Raw genomic sequence first — 16,637 nt, forward strand, 5'->3', positions numbered from 1 at the left:
CCGGCCCGCGTCTTTTATGCTGAAAGCTGGTTAGGACAAGATTCGCCTTTTTCGAGCTGGCTGAGATTACTCAGCGTAGTTTGTGATATTGCCGTCAACGCTTCGGCAGTCAAAAAGCCTGATGTCCGGTAAACAGCACGTTATGGCAGGCTGACAAACGGCGGAAAACATCATCCTGAATCACGTCATTTGATTTGTCTTCAAAGAACAAGTCCCTTTCGTTTTCATAGACATCCATGCCAAGCGAACCGATCTTTTGCTGTTTCAATGCATCAATTGCTGCTTGTGAATCGATTAAACTGCCGCGACTGGTATTAATGATCATCACGCCATCTTTCATCTGGCTGAAAGCGCCTGCGTTGAGCAGATGATGATTCTCGGGGTTAACGGGCAATGCAACGTAATTACGTCTGACTCAGCAAACAGCGTTTTGAGGTCAACATATTCGGCGCCTAATTCCAGCGCTTGCTGGCTTGGGTAAGGATCATAGGCCAATAAGCGCATACCAAATCCCTTCAAAATACGCATCGTCGCCACACCAATTTTGCCGGTGCCGATCACGCCTGCGGTTTTGTTATGCATGTTAAAACCGGTTAAACCGTCCAGAGAAAAGTTGGCATCTCGGGTGCGTTGATAGGCACGATGAATGCGGCGATTAAGTGTCATCATCAGGCCAATCGTATGTTCCGCCACGGCTTCGGGCGAATAGGCAGGAACACGCACCACGTTGAGGCCCAACTCAGCTGCGGCGGCTAAATCCACATTATTGAAACCAGCACAACGCAGTGCGATGTGCTTAACACCTAACGCAGCCAACTCCTCAAGCACCGGGCGGCTACCATCATCGTTCACAAAGATGCACACAGCATCACAGTCCACGGCATTTTTGGCCGTGGATTCGGTCAGCAAAAAGTCGAAAAAACCAGTTCGTAGCCATACTCCTGATTCACCTGCTCGAGATATTTCTGGTCGTAGTGTTTGGTGCTGTAAACCGCGATTTTCATCGTTATGCTCCTGCATACGGGGATATTCCAAGGATAACGTGTTCTGCCGCGCTTTGCTGAATCTGCTTCATCATCTCGCCAGCAATCCTTCACCTTGTGCGCGTAACATGCCATCATCTTTGTCAGGATACTGTAAGAAAAAGGATTATTGCTGTCATGCCGCGGATTTTCCGTCGACGACTTGCTGCGATTCTGGCGCTGATTCTGCTGGTGCTGGGTTTATTGCTCACCATCACACAATGGCTGCCGCGGCTGGTCGGCATCTGGCTGCCTCCTGAAACACGAATCGAACTGGAAGGCACGCCACGCTGGCGTGACGGCGGCGTGTGGTTTCCTCACATTCGCTATCTGACCGGCGATTGCGTCTTAGCTTCGGTTGAACACGCTTCACTGGGCTGGCATCTCTCACGTTGGCGGCTCAACGCGGGGCAAGTCAGTGTAAACAGTGAATGTCTACAACACATTCCTGCCACAAACGATAATCCCTCTGCACCCAAAAGCCTGGCTGAATGGCAAGCCATGCTGCCTGGCGCCGATCTGCATATTGATCAACTGATCATTGCACCCTGGCAAGCGTATGCCGGGCAGTTGGATCTGGCGCTAGAGAGCGGTCAGCAGCAGTTGCATTATCAGGGCGACAACCTACAGCTTGAGGCGACGTTAAAAGGTCAGCAGCTCAACATTCAGCGACTGACGTTTAAAAATGGCGCACTCCCTGAACCGGTTACCGTAAGTGGTCAGCTGGAGTTACCGAAATTCGCCGATGGCTTACCGGTGAACGGTAACGTGAGTGGGCAACTGTCACTGGGGGCACTCCCCGATCCGCTTGACGTCACGCTTGACTGGCAACAGCAGCAAGGCATGTTAAAAGTGATGATGCAGGGCATTCCGCAGCCGTTGTTAAGTTTGCCGTGGCAGGCCAGCGCGCAGCAGATCCACATCGAAAAAGGGCAATATTACTGGCCGCTGGATGCACAGCCGCTGTCGGGCTTTATCAACCTGACGCTGGACAACTGGCAAGCCGGGCTGGAAGCTGCACGCATAACAGGCCGACTTAATCTGTTAACCCAAGGGCGCGGCGGCAAAGGCAACGTCGTTTTAGGGATCGGCCCGGGTCATCTGAGTATGACGCAAAGCCAGCTGCCGTTTCAGCTCACCGGCGAAAGCAAGCTCGCGGAGATGCAGCTGTACGGCACCATTCCAGGTGAGCTCAGCGGCTCGGTTCTTGATCCATTGTTGACGTTAAAACCTGGCGCGCTTCTGCGGTTGCGCGGGCGGTTGCTGGCCACGCTGGACGTTGATGAAGCCCGCTGGCCGTTGGCCGGCGTGCGACTCTCTTCGCAAGGTATTGATGGCCGATTACAGGCAATTCTAAAAGCCCACGATCCCAGCTTCGGAAAGTTTTTGCTGCACCTTGATGGCCGGGCAAATAATTTCTGGCCAGATAAAGGCGAATGGAACTGGCGTTATTGGGGGGCGGCGAAATGTTGCCGCTCAATGCAAAGTGGGATGTGAAGGGCACTGGCGGCTGGCAGGATACGTTGATTCATCTCGATACCTTATCAACGGGGTTCAATCAGCTGGAATATGGCATGGTGCAGGTTAGTAAGCCGCGTTTAACGCTGACGACGCCGGTTAACTGGCAGCGAGATGTGCAACGCCCGTCGTTTGATGGCGGGTTCAAAATGCAGTCGGGGCAAACGCAGTTTAGCTACGGCGGCTGGTTACCCAATTCAGATCTGGAATTTAAAGCCAAAGGGCGCGATCCAAGCCACTTTATCTGGCGCGGTGAGCTAAAGGCAGGCGATATTGGCCCATTGCGCGTCCACGGTCGTTGGGATGGCGAACGCCTGCGCGGCGAAGCCTGGTGGCCAGCACAATCGCTCACTGTTTTTCAACCTTTACTGAGTCAGGATCTGAAGATGAAAATTCAGTCCGGTGAGCTGCGCGCGCAAATCGCCTTTTCTGCCGCGCCGGAACAAGGTTTTGAAGCGGGCGGACACTGGACGGTCAAACAGGGCAGCGTCTGGACGCCTGACAGCCAAATCAATGGCGTCGATTTCTCATTGCCTTTCCGCCTTAAGCAGCAACGCTGGCAACTGGGCGTGCGCGGCCCGGTTTCACTGCGTATCGCTGAGGTAAAAATCAGTTTGCCCTGCAGAACATACGTGCCGATTTGCAGGGGCTTATCCTTGGACGGAATCACATCCATTAACGCTGCAGGACGTCAGCCTGGATTTGCTCGGCGGGCAAATTACGTTGCCATCGTTACGCATGCCGCAACACGAGGTTGCTCGTGTTGCGCTGCGTGATATCAGTTTGAGTGAGCTCATTACCGCCATCAAACCCAAGCAGTTTGCTATGTCTGGCAAGGTTAACGGTGAATTGCCGCTGTGGCTTAATCATCAACGCTGGCTGATTGAAAAGGGTTGGATTGCCAACAGCGGGTCGCTGACATTCAGGCTGGACAAAGACATGGCTGATGCGATTACCAGCAACAATATGGCAGCGGGCGCGGCAATGAGTTGGCTGCGTTACATGGAAATTTCCCGCTCGTGGGCCACCATCAATCTGGATAATCTGGGCGACCTGACGATGGATGCACAGGTGCAAGGGACAAGCCGCTTCAGCAATCGTAATCAAACCGTTAATCTCAACTATCGTCATCAGGAAAATCTGTTCCAGCTATGGCGCAGCCTGCGTTTTGGCGATAATTTGCAATCCTGGGTGGAGCAAAACGCCACCTTGCCATCGAAAAAGGACCCTCAACCATGAGCCTTAGGGCATTACTGGTTTTAGCCGCCGGGCTGCCGCTGATCGGATGCGTGCCGCGCATTGAAGTCGCCGCACCCAAGGAGCCGATCACAATCAATATGAATGTAAAAATTGAGCATGAAATTCATATCAAAGTGGATAAAGACGTGGAAGCGTTATTGAAAAACCAGAGCGATCTGTTCTGAGGAGAAACTGCATGAAACGCATCAGCGCCGTGCTGCTTTTGGTCTGGATTGTTGCCCAACCGGCGTGGGCGATCACGTTGGATGAAGCGCGCCAGCAAGGTCGGGTAGGCGAAACGCTTTCCGGCTATATCGCTGCCCGTGAGCAGGATAATGAGACGTTGGCTTTGGTTAAGCGCATTAATGAAGGACGCAGCGTGCAGTATCAGCGCCTGGCGCAGCAAAACAATCTCACCACCTCAGACGTGGCCAGCATTGCCGGGCAAAAACTGGTGAGAAGGGCCGAAGCGGGTGAGTATGTGCGTGGGATAAACGGACAGTGGCTAAAGAAGTAACCGTCGCGACAGCATTTATTCACAGGTTAACGCGCATAAAAAAGCCGGGCATTAAGCCCGGCAAGGTACAACGGCATCAAAAGCTTAAGCAGCAACAATCTGCTTGATTGCATCTTTAGCATCTTCAGTGGCTTTGGTTGCCACTTCTGGACCGTAAGCGATGCCTTCAGCGAAGACGAAATCAACGTCGCTGATACCGATGAAGCCAAGGAACAGCTTCACGTATGGCGTTAACAGGTCAGAAGCGGTGTCTTTATGAATGCCACCACGGCTGGACAGGATGACTGCGCGCTTACCTTTAACCAGACCTTCTGGGCCCGCTTCGGTGTAACGGAACGTGACGCCAGCACGCGCAATCAGGTCGAAGTAGTTTTTCAGCTGCGTTGGGATGTTGAAGTTGTACATAGGCGCAGTAATAACAACCACGTCATGGGCTTGCAGTTCAGCGATCAGCTCATCAGACAGCGCCAACGCTTCTTGCTGACGCGGTGTCAGTGGAGCGTCAGACGGGCGCAGTGCGCCAACCAGTTCACCATCCAGTACCGGAATCGGGTTTGCTGCCAGGTCACGAACGGTAACGTCGTCACCGTTGGCTTTAGCCTGGTCAACGTAGAAGTCAGCCAGTTGGCTTGATTGTGAATAACCTGCAAGGATACTGGATTTCAGAACTAAAACTTTGCTCATGGTATTTTCCTGTCTGTTATGCGGAAGGCTTCCCGCTCAATGCCTTACACTCTACGGATATCAGCGGCACGGTGAAAGCGCAATATTTCGAGATCTATGTTCGAATTTATTGAATAAGCTTCACGTGCGCCCGGTCTCGGCAACGCCCGAAATGTGCTATTATGCGCACAATTATTTTATTGAATCAGCTGGTTATCCCAGCCCCATTGGGCGCTGTATTTCACAGCGACACCGTCTGAGTAAGGTACGTCATTACTATGTCATCACCGGATAATTCTTCTCTCGCGCCGCTCTGGTCGCGGCTTGATGCTGTGATGCTGCGCGATCGGCAGCGTTTGCAGCGTCGTTTGCATGGCGCAAAAAAGTTAAAAATAGTGAAGCGCAACAAGGGATTGTGGCGGAGCTGGAGCAAGATTTTGCCGCAGCTGAACAGCGTGTTGCACAGCGCATCGCGGCCACGCCAACCATCACTTTCCCCGAAAATTTGCCGGTCAGCCAAAAGCAGCAAGAGATTGCTGACGCGATTCGCGAACATCAGGTGGTGATCGTGGCCGGTGAAACCGGTTCGGGTAAAACCACGCAGCTGCCAAAAATTTGCTTAACGCTGGGACGCGGCGTGAAAGGGCTGATTGGCCACACGCAGCCACGTCGCCTGGCTGCACGTACCGTAGCGAACCGTATTGCGGATGAGCTGGATACCTCGTTGGGTGGCTGCATCGGTTACAAGGTGCGCTTTAACGATCAGGTCAGCGAAACGACCCAAGTGAAGCTGATGACTGACGGTATTTTACTGGCAGAAATTCAGCAAGACCGCCTGCTGCTGCAATATGACACCATTATTATCGATGAGGCGCACGAGCGCAGTCTTAACATCGATTTTCTGTTGGGTTATCTGCGCGAGCTGTTGCCGCGTCGTCCCGATCTGAAAATCATCATTACTTCAGCCACTATCGATCCACAGCGTTTTTCACGTCACTTTAATAACGCGCCGGTAATTGAAGTTTCAGGCCGTACTTATCCGGTTGAAGTGCGTTATCGCCCGATTGTGGAAGACGCTGACGATGGCGACCGCGATCAGTTACAAGCCATTTTCGATGCCGTTGATGAGCTGGGCCATGAAAGCGCCGGTGATATTTTGATATTCATGAGCGGCGAGCGTGAAATCCGTGATACCGCGGATGCACTCACCAAGCGTGACTTACCGCATACCGAGATTTTGCCGCTCTACGCGCGCTTATCCAATGCTGAGCAAAACCGCGTGTTTCAGTCGCACAGCGGACGTCGCATTGTGCTGGCAACCAACGTGGCAGAAACCTCGTTGACCGTGCCGGGTATCAAATATGTTATCGATCCCGGCACCGCGCGTATCAGCCGCTACAGCTTCCGTACCAAAGTGCAGCGCTTACCGATTGAGCCAATTTCTCAAGCGTCGGCAAATCAGCGTAAAGGGCGTTGCGGGCGCGTATCGGAAGGGATCTGTATTCGCCTGTTTTCCGAAGATGATTTCCTGAGTCGCCCGGCCTTTACCGATCCTGAAATTTTGCGTACCAACCTGGCTTCGGTAATTTTGCAGATGACCGCGCTGGGATTAGGCGATATCGCTGCGTTCCCGTTTGTGGAAGCGCCCGATCGCCGCAATATTCAGGACGGCGTGCGCCTGCTGGAAGAGCTGGGCGCACTGACGCTGAACGAAGAGGATGGGCACTACAAACTCACCCCTTCAGGACGCCAGCTGGCGCAGTTGCCGGTCGATCCGCGTTTGGCCCGTATGGTGCTGGAAGCGCAAAAATATGGCTGCGTACGTGAAGTGATGATTATCACTGCGGGCTTGTCGATTCAGGATCCGCGTGAACGTCCGGCGGAGAAAAAGCAGGCTTCGGATGAAAAACATCGCCGCTTCGCTGATAAAGAGTCCGATTTCCTCGCCTTCGTTAATCTGTGGAATTACCTCAGCGAGCAGCAAAAGGCGTTGTCCGGCAATCTGTTCCGTCGCCAGTGTAAAACCGATTTTCTTAACTACTTGCGCGTGCGCGAATGGCAGGACATTTACACGCAACTGCGTCAGGTGGTACGTGAACTGGGGATCCCTGTTAACAGCGAACCCGCTGGGTTCCGCGAAGTTCACTGTGCGTTGCTGACAGGTTTGTTATCGCATATCGGCCAAAAAGATGCCGACAAGCAAGAGTTTACCGGCGCACGCAATGCACGCTTCGCCATTTTCCCGGGTTCTGGTTTGTTCAAAAAGCCGCCCAAATGGACAATGGTGGCTGAACTGGTGGAAACCAGCCGCTTGTGGGGCCGCATCGCTGCACGCATCGATCCAGAATGGATCGAGCCGCTGGCACAGCATTTGATCAAACGCAGCTACAGCGAACCGCATTGGGAGAAGGCTCAAGGCGCGGTGATGGCGACGGAAAAAGTCACGCTTTATGGGCTGCCTATCGTTGCGGGCCGCAAAGTCAATTATGGTCGCATTGATGCGACATTAAGCCGTGAGCTGTTTATTCGCCATGCACTTGTGGAAGGTGACTGGCAGACGCGTCACGCCTTTTTCCGCACCAACCAGAAGTTGCGCAGCGAAGTCGAAGATTTGGAACACAAATCGCGTCGTCGTGACATTTTAGTCGATGATGAAACGCTGTTTGCGTTCTATGACCAGCGCGTCGGCAAAGAGGTGGTCTCCGCTAAGCATTTCGACAGCTGGTGGAAGCGGGCCAGCCGCGAGAATGCGGAACTGCTCAACTTTGATAAGCAGATGCTGATTAAAGAGGGCGCGGATAAGGTCAGTCAGCTTGACTACCCGAACTTCTGGCATCAAGGCAATCTCAAACTGAAGCTGAGTTATCAGTTTGAGCCCGGCGCCGATGCGGATGGCGTGACGGTGCATATTCCGTTGCCGCTGCTGAATCAGGTTGAGGATCAGGGTTTCGAATGGCAGATCCCAGGCATTCGCCGCGAACTCGTCATTGCGCTGATTAAATCGCTGCCGAAGCCGCTGCGCCGTAATTTGGTGCCCGCGCCCAACTATGCCGACGCCTTCTTAGGCCGCGTGACCGCGATGGAAATGCCGCTGTTGGATGCGTTAGCGCGAGAGTTTCGTCGTATGACCGGCGTCACGCTGGAACGTGAAAACTGGCAATGGGAACAGGTACCCGATCATCTCAAAATGACCTTCCGCATTATCGATGAACACAATCGTAAGCTGCAGGAAGGCAAAGATTTGACGGCGCTGAAAGCGCAGCTTAAAGGGAAAGTGCAGGAAACATTGTCGAAAGTGGCAGATGACGGGCTGGAGCAGAGCGGCCTGCATATCTGGAGCTTTGGTGATTTACCGCGCAGCTATGAACAGAAGCGCGGCAGTTATCAGGTAAAAGCCTGGCCAGCGCTGGTGGATGAAAAGGATAGCGTTGCGATTCGCCTGTTCGACAGCGAGCAGGAGCAGCAGAAAATGATGTGGCGCGGTCAACGCCGCTTGCTGCTGCTTAACATCCCGTCGCCGGTTAAATATTTGCACGAGAAACTGCCGAACAAAGCCAAACTGGGACTCTATTTCAATCCGTACGGCAAAGTACTGGAGCTGATAGATGACTGTATCGCCTGCGGAATCGATAAGCTGATCGCAGAGGCGGGCGGGCCAGCCTGGCAACAGGACGATTTTGCCCAGCTGCATGAAAAAGTTCGCGCTGAGCTGAATGAAACGGTGGTCACCATCGCGAAGCAGGTTGAGCAGATCTTGACCGCGGTGTTCAACATCAACAAGCGTTTGAAAGGGCGCGTTGATATGACGCTGGCTCTGGCGCTTTCCGATATCAAAGCGCAGATGAATGGCTTGGTTTATCGTGGGTTTGTCACGGGCAACGGCTGGAAACATTTAGCGGATACGTTGCGCTATTTGCAGGGCATTGAGCGTCGGCTGGAGAAATTGCCTGTCGATCCGCACAGCGATCGTGCGCGCATGCTCCGTGTGCAGGCAGTTGAGCAGGCTTATCAGGCATGGCGCAATAAACTGCCGCCACAGCGTTTGGATGACGAAGAGGTGCTGAATATTCGCTGGATGATTGAGGAGTTAAGGATCAGCTTATTTGCTCAGCAGCTTGGCACGCCTTATCCGATCTCAGATAAACGTATTATGCAGAGCATGGAGCAGATTGCCGGATAGGTGTTTGGCATCAATGCGTAATAAGTCATAAAGCCTCGGCCACAAGGATGTGGCGGGCGAGGCTAAATATGGATTGAAGCCTTATCAACGCGTGTCGGTTATTGCTGTCACATGCGCTTTTGCCAAACGTTTACTGCGCCAGTGCTTCCAGTTTATCGCGGAACGACGTCACGGAAATGGCGCGATTATCCGCCAGATAACGATCTTTAGCCGCCGGGGCTGAACTCTGCACCGCTATCAATTGCCAGCCTTTATCACCATTCAGTAACAGAGGCGATCCGCTATCGCCGGGCAGCGTATCACATTGATGTGATAGCACCGCGCGCTGCGCCCAGCCCGTAATCACACAGTCGCTGTGCGAATAAAGCGTATCAAGGTGATCTTCCGGGTATCCCGCTTGTGTCACTTTACGATCGGCTTGTTTCAACGCGGCAGTAAGATCGCTGCGCGAGCCTTCAAACAGCGGAATAGGTGTAATAGCCGAGGGCGGATTACGCAGAATCACTAAGCCGTAATCAAGCGGAGCCGCATTGCTCGGGACGATCCATCCTTCGCCATCAGCCTTCAAACGTTTAGCCAGTGAAGGTTCAACGCGCGCATCAATATCGTGGATTTCATAGCGCCAGCCTTTATCGCTGGCCATAAAACGCAGCGCCACCGGTTTATCAAAATTACCGGGCGGGGTTAACAAACAGTGACCAGCAGTTAACGCCAGATGGGGTGAAATCAGCGTAGCCGTGCACAGGTTTCCGCTCTCGGTTTCAAGTTGACCGATGGCATCCCAAGGTACAGCGGTGATATCGCTGATCGCTTTACGGTGATCTTTACCAAAGAACAGCGTCTTGATCTCGTCAGGATTGGGCGCGTCATCATCATCATCGGCATGTACAACGGTGTTAAAACTGAATAATCCAACAAGTAACAAGATAGCCAGGCGCATAGTTCTCTCAATGGCGAGAATAAGTAGAGGATAAGGTCATCACGCTTGAGCGATAACTATAGTCGGTGAGCGGTTAAAAAGGGAGTTTTATTGGGATTATCAGCACACTACAACGACTAAATAAAAAAGCAGGCTGCGACTACGCCGCACAGGATCATCACAATCAATATAATTTCGAAGCGATAGCGATGCACCATTTCAGCCACTCCATTAAACAAACACCCGGCAAAACCGGGTGCTTTTAATCAATCACGCTTCAGGACTAAGCCTTATTTTTTAGCAGCAGCTTTCACAACTTTTTTGTGATGAACTTTTTTAGCAGCCTGCGCTTTCTGCGGAGCGGCTTTCTTCACAGCTTTTTTGTGATGAACTTTCTTAGCAGCCTGCGCTTTCTGAGCCGCATCTTTCTTCATCGCTTTCTTGTGGTGAACTTTCTTAGCGGCCTGTGCTTTTTGAGCGGCATCTTTCTTCGCCACTTTTTTGTGATGAACTTTTTTAGCAGCCTGCGCTTTCTGTGCAGCCGCTTTGTGATGTTTCTTGTGTGCAGTTTTATGCACAGTTTTTGCTGGCGCTGCGGTGGTGGTTGTGGTGGCAGCAGCAGCTGGCGCAGCTGTTGTTTCAGCAGCGAAAGCAACAGAAGAGATACCCATAGCAGCGGCGATCACCAGCGCAAATAATTTTTTCATTGCAAATTCCTCGGACGATTTTTTCATGTGTAGCCCACTGCGGGGCCGGTGAAAAGACTATATGCAAAACCCGTCACGGCTTCCGTGGGTGATTGGTATCGGCGTGTAACGGATTGTACGAAGCGAGGAAGGCAATGAGAAAAGAGGGCGGCCAAACGACCGCCGAAAGCTTAGTTGTGCAGATAACGTTGTTCAAGATGCTGACGGAAATAGTGTGGATTAAGGGCTTCGCCAGTGGCGTTCAACAGCAGTTGCTCGGTTGAAAAACGGCTGCCGTGCTGCCAGATATTCTGTTGTAGCCAGTTAAATACCGGCTGCAAATCCCCTTCACGAATCAGCTCACTTAACTGCGGAATCGCTTTTTTCACCGCCTGGAACAGCTGCGCCGCGTACATCGCACCCAAGGTGTAGGTCGGGAAGTAGCCGAATGCGCCGTCGGTCCAGTGAATATCTTGCATGCAGCCGTCGCGATAGTTGCCGCGGGTATCAATGCCCAGCGACTGCTGCATTTTCGCATCCCATAAGGCAGGAATATCGTCGACTTCAATCTCGCCTTCGATCAGCGCTCGTTCGATTTCGTAACGCAGCACCACGTGTGCTGGATAGCTCAGCTCATCGGCATCTACGCGAATATATCCCGGCTTCACCTGCTGTGTTAAACGAACAAAGTTATCAGACTGCAGTGCGGGCTGGTCGCCCATGTGTATCTTTACCTGCGGCAACATGCGCTGCAGAAATTCGCGGCTGCGGCCCAACTGCATTTCCATGAACAGACTTTGCGATTCGTGAATGGCAGTGGAACGTGCGAGCGCTACCGGCTGACCACGCCACTGCTGCGGTAAGTTTTGCTCGTAACGCGCGTGGCCGGTTTCATGGATGACGCCCATCATGGCGCTGAGGAATTCATTCTCGTTATAACGCGTGGTGATGCGTACATCTTCCGGCACACCACCGCAAAATGGATGGGCGCTGACGTCAAGACGACCATGATTAAAATCGAAACCCAGCATCTTCATGATATCCAGACCCAGTTCGCGTTGCGCGTTAACGGGGAAAGGGCCTTTCGGATGGATAATCTCCTGCTGCGACTGCTTCTCCACCACTTGCTGGAGGAGGTCCGGTAACCAGGTTTTAAGCTCACCAAATGTGCTGTCGAGTTTAGCGCTGGTCATGCCTGGCTCGAAGACATCCAGTAGCGCATCGTAGCGCGAGCTGCCGTTGGCATCGGCACGCAGTTGGGCTTCTTCGCGGCTTAAGCGAACCACTTCTTTCAGGTTGGCAGAGAAGCCTTTCCAGTCGTTAGCGGGACGCTGCTGACGCCATGCATGTTCACAATGTGAACCGGCAATCGATTTTGCTTCAACCAGCGAGGCGGGCAAGAGTGTGGCTTGCTGATAAGCGCGGCGTATTTCCAGTAAATTAGCGCGCTCAACGTCGTTCAGCGACTGCTGCTCTGCTTCCTGAATTAAATCACCGACGCGTTTGTCGGTTAAAATTTCATGCTGTAATACGCTCATTTCGGCCAGTGCTTCACCGCGCGCACGACTACCGCCCGGCGGCATGGTGGTTTGCATATCGCAACCGGCAATGGCAGAAAGATGGCTGAAACGAGAAAGACGCTGAAAGATGGCGCTAAGTTGTTGATACGCTGAGGACACGTAGGGCTCCTTGTGGAAGTTTTAACGCAGCGGAATGTCCCGCAAGGGTAGATCAACCGGCCAGCAAAAGCGAACGCTGGCACCGCCGAGCGGGCTGCTTTCAATGGCGACATTGCCGCTTAACGCTTGAGCGATAGAATAGACAATCGCCAGACCCAGCCCGCAGCCGCCCGTGGCGCGGTCGCGGCTGGGATCAAGACGAACAAAAGGTTCAAACACCCGTTCGCGCTCCTCAAGGGGAATGCCGGGGCCATCATCTTCAACCTGTAAAAAGCCCAGCGAACCGTCAAACCACAGGCTGATACGCAGCCGCTGCTGCGCATAGCGCAGCGCATTGTTGACCAAATTGTCCAGTACACGCTCCATTAATCGAGTATCTGAAACGCCGTAATTTTCTCGTTGAGGTAAATCCAGATCGATTTGCGTGTGAGGATTAATCGCGCGGAAATCATCAAGCCGCTCGCGCAACCAATTGGCCAAATCCAATGATTTAAGATTTAAATCGACACGCGGGCGATCGAGTCTCGCATAGGTCAGCAGCTCTTCAATTAAGCTTTCAAGCTGGCCGATATCACGATTTAATGCCGCTAACTCCGCTTCCGTTAGGTTATCGCTCATCTCGAGCCGATAGCGCAGCCGCACCAATGGCGTGCGCAATTCATGGGCAATGCCATCAATCAGCTGCTTCTTACTGGCCACCAGCGTATTGATGTTTTCGGCCATCTGATTAAAGGCAATACCTAAGCGAAACAGGCTGGAGGTGCTGTCAAAATGGGTACGAACATCCAGTTCGCCTCGGCCAAATCGTTGCGCTGCTTTTTCTAAGCGCTGCATCTCTTTCCAGTGCGGACGCATCCAGATGAAGACCGGTAGCGCCAGCGACATGCCGATGAACACCAGCAGTGCGATGTCCAACAGCCGCATTTGATGAAGGTAAAACAGATAGGGAATGGGGCCGACAGATAAAACGTAATGGCTGCGCGGGATATGCTGCAAGAAAGTATATTGATCGTCGAGGGCGACGATTTCACCCGCGTGCAGGCGCCGCATATCGATCTCATCAAGCTGATATTTACTCAGCGGTTCAATATGCAGATCAAACGACAAACCGAGATCGAGACTTTTAACGGTTTTATTCCAGTCGCGTGGTGGAATTTCACGCAGTTCGCTGCGGATTAAATAGAGCGAGCTGGCCATCAAGTCATTCATTGATTGTCGCCCGGCACGTTCAGCGGTGAATTTGTAGACCAATCCCACCAGCAACGTCATCACCAGAAAGCAGACAAACAGCAGCAGATAAAACTGGATAAAAAGCTTTCTCATACTGAACGGGTATCCCACGCCTGCGGGGCAAAAAGATAGCCTTTGTTACGAATGGTTTTTATGCGAAAAGGTTCGGTTGCGCTGTCATGCAGCTTTTTGCGCAGGCGCGAAATGGCGACATCAATACTGCGATCCAAGCCATCGTAGCTTACGCCGCGTAAGGTTTTCAGCAGCGCATCGCGGTTGAGGATCTGTCCGGCATGGTTAGCTAAAAACCACAACAGCTCAAAATCAGCGGTGGAAAGGGCGATCTGCTCATCGAACAGCGTCACCTGGCGATTGAGTGCGTCGATGGTTAGCGAGCCGAAACGCAGCATTTTATGCGGTGCGATGATCGCAGGGGCTTCGCCAGGCTGACTTTGCTGTGACTGACGCAAATGCAGACGCAATCGAGCCAGTAAAACAGCCGGAGGCGTGGTTTTAAGGATGTAATCTTGCGCGCCCATCTCAAGCGCCAGGATGTGGTTCATGTCGCTGTCGAGCGACGTCAACAACACAATGGGACCTTGCCAATTTGCACGCAAATCACGGCAAATTGTCATGCCATCTTTGCCCGGCAACATGATATCCAGCATCACCAGATCCGGTTGTTCCTGGGCAATGGTTGCCTCGGCACGATCCCCGCGCGTTTCTACAATGACCTCAATATCATGACGTCCCAGATAAGCGGCAATCAGTGATCCCACTTCAGGTTCATCTTCAACGTAAACGATTCTGTTCATATTTTACTAACAAGGCGTGTAAGTATGGAATGCAGCATAACTTTTCCTGGTCCTGAGCTCTACGCGACCGCACGAAATATCCTTATGTTACTGGTATAGAACCCGCAAAATGTGCCATCATTAGCCCTGCGTTTTTTGCGCAAGTTTCGGAACCGTAACGATAAACATGAGGAGCGTGAGTGTGTCTGATAAAGAGCTGGCATCAGCCATATACAGTGACCGCATCTGCTTCAATTACAGTGATTTTCTTTCCGCATCTTGCAAGAAACGTTGGAGTTTTGTTGATGCCATTTATGGCGTGTTGCCGATCTTCGGCATGGTGACACGCAAATCTGCGCACAGTTTACAGGCCACTGACGAGCACCTGAAAGAATTAGCATTACAAATCATTTCAACTCAGGTCAGCGACGAAATTAACATCGCACGTTTGATCACCCTTGCTGAACAGCAGCACATTAACCGCTTTGATATCCAGCTTCCTTATCCGCTCTCCGAGCAGCAGCTCGACAGCATCCAGCAGGAATACCGCAAGCCGGTCGATTTAACACAGCAGGTTGACCTGCTGTGTGTCTCCATTCCCGAACAATCACATTAATTCGTTAGCTGCCACATTGCGGGCAACGTGGCAGCAATCAACAATCCCATTGCTACGCGCTCAAGCGACGTAAGCGCAATATCGCTTCGCCCGCCACGACGGGCAAACAGAAACAGCAGCAGACCCGGCGCATAAAGCACCACTGACATCAGTAGATGCAGGGGACCAGAGGCATAAAGCAGCCAAATGCCATAAGTGCTGGCACCGATGCCGATAGCCATTGGCAGCGGTTGACCTTTTCCTCGCACCACTTTAATCAGATACAAACCCACTAGCAGATAGGGCACCAGAATCATTTCTGAGGCGATATTAAGCAGCGTATTATAATCAGCCTTTGTCAGGGCAATAAGGATCAGGCAAACCTGAACGCTCCCGTTGGTCAGCCAAAGCGAGGCTGATGGGGCGTTGCGGCTATTTTGACGTGCAATACTGCGCGGGAACGCACCTTGCTGCGCAGCGATAAAGGGAACTTCTGCTGCCATTATCGTCCAGCTCAGATAAGCGCCACAGACGGACACAATCAATCCGGCAGCAATCACTGCATCACCCCAATTTCCCATTAAATGCGTCATCAGACCCGCCATGGAAGGATTACGCATTTCTGCCAGTTCTGCTCGCGGCACAACGCCTAATGAAAGCAACGTCACCAGTAAATAGACCAACAACGCGGCAAGCACCGCCAGCAAGGTTGCACGGCCTACATCTTTTTTATTGCGTGCACGAGAGGAAACAACCACTGCGCCTTCAACCCCGATGAAAACCCATAAGGTGATCAGCATGGTTTGCTTGATCTGTTCCCACAGCGGTTGGCCTAGCGTGACCCCGGAAAAATCAAAGTGGAATCGGTCGTAATTGAACGCCATCACCGCCAGGACAATGAACAGCAACAGGGGGACCAGTTTACCTAAAGTGGCTAAAAGATTGATGCTGGCTGCGGTTTGTACGCCACGAAGCACCAGACAATGCACCAGCCAGAGCAAAACGGACGCTCCCAACATCGCTTGCCAGGTATTGCCATCGCCAAAAACAGTGTGATCGGGTGTGTCGGTGAAGAAGCTCAACGCGGAAAAAACGATCACCAGATAAGAGACGTTGGCGATAACCGCGCAAAGCCAATATCCCCACGCCGAGCAAAACCCCATGAGTTCGCCAAATCCTGCTCGCGCATAGGTGAATATGCCGCCATCTAGCTCGGGTTTGAGACGCGTAAGCATCAACATAGCCAACGACAGAAAAATAATCCCTACGCCCGTGATCAACCAGCCAATCAGCAACGCCGCCGGACCGGCTACGGCCGCCATGTTCTGCGGCAAGCTGAACACGCCTGCACCCAGCATAGAACTGAGCACCAACGCCGTTAAGGCACTAAGACCTAATTTTTTCTCCAAAACATCCTTCCTGCTAGCATAAGTGGCTAGGTAAAACGGCATTTATCGAATTTATATCGTAGCTTAAGCGACAGGAACGATGAAATACCCTGAAAAGCAGGCGGAAGATTTTACGGAGTGCTGAATGAGATGGCAATGCGTGAATATGCAAAAGCGGACAGGGATTATGCAAATAACAGGGCGGCG

General features: G+C 52.3%; 11 protein-coding genes and 3 pseudogenes. 5 read left to right on the forward strand and 9 right to left on the reverse strand.

Annotated elements, in window-relative coordinates; genetic code table 11:
• Nucleotides 1–14 precede the first annotated feature (14 nt).
• Nucleotides 15–1,004, reverse strand: a pseudogene (locus KQP84_RS12305) (2-hydroxyacid dehydrogenase).
• 156 nt (nt 1,005–1,160) lie between these two features.
• Between KQP84_RS12305 and KQP84_RS12310 the strand changes: the two are divergent.
• The 3 genes and pseudogenes from KQP84_RS12310 to KQP84_RS12320 all read left to right on the forward strand — a co-directional run bounded on the left by KQP84_RS12310 (nt 1,161) and on the right by KQP84_RS12320 (nt 4,296).
• Nucleotides 1,161–3,779, forward strand: a pseudogene (locus KQP84_RS12310) (YdbH family protein).
• The gene (locus tag KQP84_RS12315; RefSeq protein WP_215846753.1) at nt 3,776–3,964 is read left to right on the forward strand and encodes a YnbE family lipoprotein; all 189 of its coding nucleotides are present in this window, start codon (nt 3,776–3,778) and stop codon (nt 3,962–3,964) included. The pseudogene KQP84_RS12310 and the gene KQP84_RS12315 overlap by 4 nt, the downstream one beginning before the upstream one ends.
• An 11-nt stretch (nt 3,965–3,975) precedes the next feature.
• A complete protein-coding gene (locus KQP84_RS12320; protein WP_215846754.1) occupies nt 3,976–4,296 on the forward strand; it encodes a YdbL family probable chaperone protein in 321 nt (106 codons plus the stop codon).
• 84 nt (nt 4,297–4,380) lie between these two features.
• Here KQP84_RS12320 and azoR read toward each other — a convergent pair whose 3' ends face one another.
• Nucleotides 4,381–4,980, reverse strand: a complete 600-nt coding sequence (gene azoR, locus KQP84_RS12325) for an FMN-dependent NADH-azoreductase (RefSeq protein WP_215846755.1) — start codon at nt 4,978–4,980, stop codon at nt 4,381–4,383.
• A 257-nt stretch (nt 4,981–5,237) separates the two neighbouring features.
• Between azoR and hrpA the strand changes: the two are divergent.
• Nucleotides 5,238–9,139, forward strand: a pseudogene (hrpA, locus tag KQP84_RS12330) (ATP-dependent RNA helicase HrpA).
• A gap of 130 nt (nt 9,140–9,269) precedes the next feature.
• Here the strand turns inward: hrpA and KQP84_RS12335 are convergent.
• The 6 genes from KQP84_RS12335 to rstA all read right to left on the reverse strand — a co-directional run bounded on the left by KQP84_RS12335 (nt 9,270) and on the right by rstA (nt 14,468).
• Nucleotides 9,270–10,079: a trypsin-like serine peptidase gene (locus KQP84_RS12335; protein WP_215846756.1), complete on the reverse strand. Its 810-nt coding sequence runs from the start codon at nt 10,077–10,079 to the stop codon at nt 9,270–9,272.
• 116 nt (nt 10,080–10,195) lie between these two features.
• Entirely contained in the window at nt 10,196–10,276 is an 81-nt protein-coding gene (ydgU, locus tag KQP84_RS26455) for a small membrane protein YdgU (protein WP_483335319.1), read from the reverse strand.
• A gap of 72 nt (nt 10,277–10,348) precedes the next feature.
• Nucleotides 10,349–10,765 carry an acid resistance repetitive basic protein Asr gene (asr, locus tag KQP84_RS12340; RefSeq protein WP_215846757.1) on the reverse strand — a complete coding sequence of 139 codons (417 nt, stop codon included), beginning with the start codon at nt 10,763–10,765 and terminating at the stop codon, nt 10,349–10,351.
• Between the two features lie 170 nt (nt 10,766–10,935).
• Nucleotides 10,936–12,423, reverse strand: a complete 1,488-nt coding sequence (locus tag KQP84_RS12345; RefSeq protein WP_215846758.1) for a carboxypeptidase M32 — start codon at nt 12,421–12,423, stop codon at nt 10,936–10,938.
• Nucleotides 12,424–12,444: 21 nt separating this feature from the next.
• Complete coding sequence (rstB, locus tag KQP84_RS12350) at nt 12,445–13,746, reverse strand: two-component system sensor histidine kinase RstB (RefSeq protein WP_215846759.1); 1,302 nt, start codon at nt 13,744–13,746, stop codon at nt 12,445–12,447.
• Entirely contained in the window at nt 13,743–14,468 is a 726-nt protein-coding gene (gene rstA / locus KQP84_RS12355; protein ID WP_215846760.1) for a two-component system response regulator RstA, read from the reverse strand. The genes rstB and rstA overlap by 4 nt, the downstream gene beginning before the upstream one ends.
• A gap of 181 nt (nt 14,469–14,649) precedes the next feature.
• Here rstA and KQP84_RS12360 point away from each other — a divergent pair, with 181 nt between their 5' ends.
• Nucleotides 14,650–15,063: a hypothetical protein gene (locus tag KQP84_RS12360; RefSeq protein WP_215846761.1), complete on the forward strand. Its 414-nt coding sequence runs from the start codon at nt 14,650–14,652 to the stop codon at nt 15,061–15,063.
• On the opposite strand, the gene KQP84_RS12365 is transcribed toward KQP84_RS12360, so the two are convergent.
• Entirely contained in the window at nt 15,060–16,451 is a 1,392-nt protein-coding gene (locus KQP84_RS12365) for an amino acid permease (RefSeq protein ID WP_215846762.1), read from the reverse strand. The two genes, KQP84_RS12360 and KQP84_RS12365, sit on opposite strands and share 4 nt — an antisense overlap.
• Between the last annotated feature and the right edge of the window lie 186 nt (nt 16,452–16,637).

Origin of the sequence: Candidatus Pantoea bituminis (genome assembly GCF_018842675.1) — a bacterium.
Taxonomy (GTDB): domain Bacteria; phylum Pseudomonadota; class Gammaproteobacteria; order Enterobacterales; family Enterobacteriaceae; genus Pantoea; species Pantoea phytostimulans.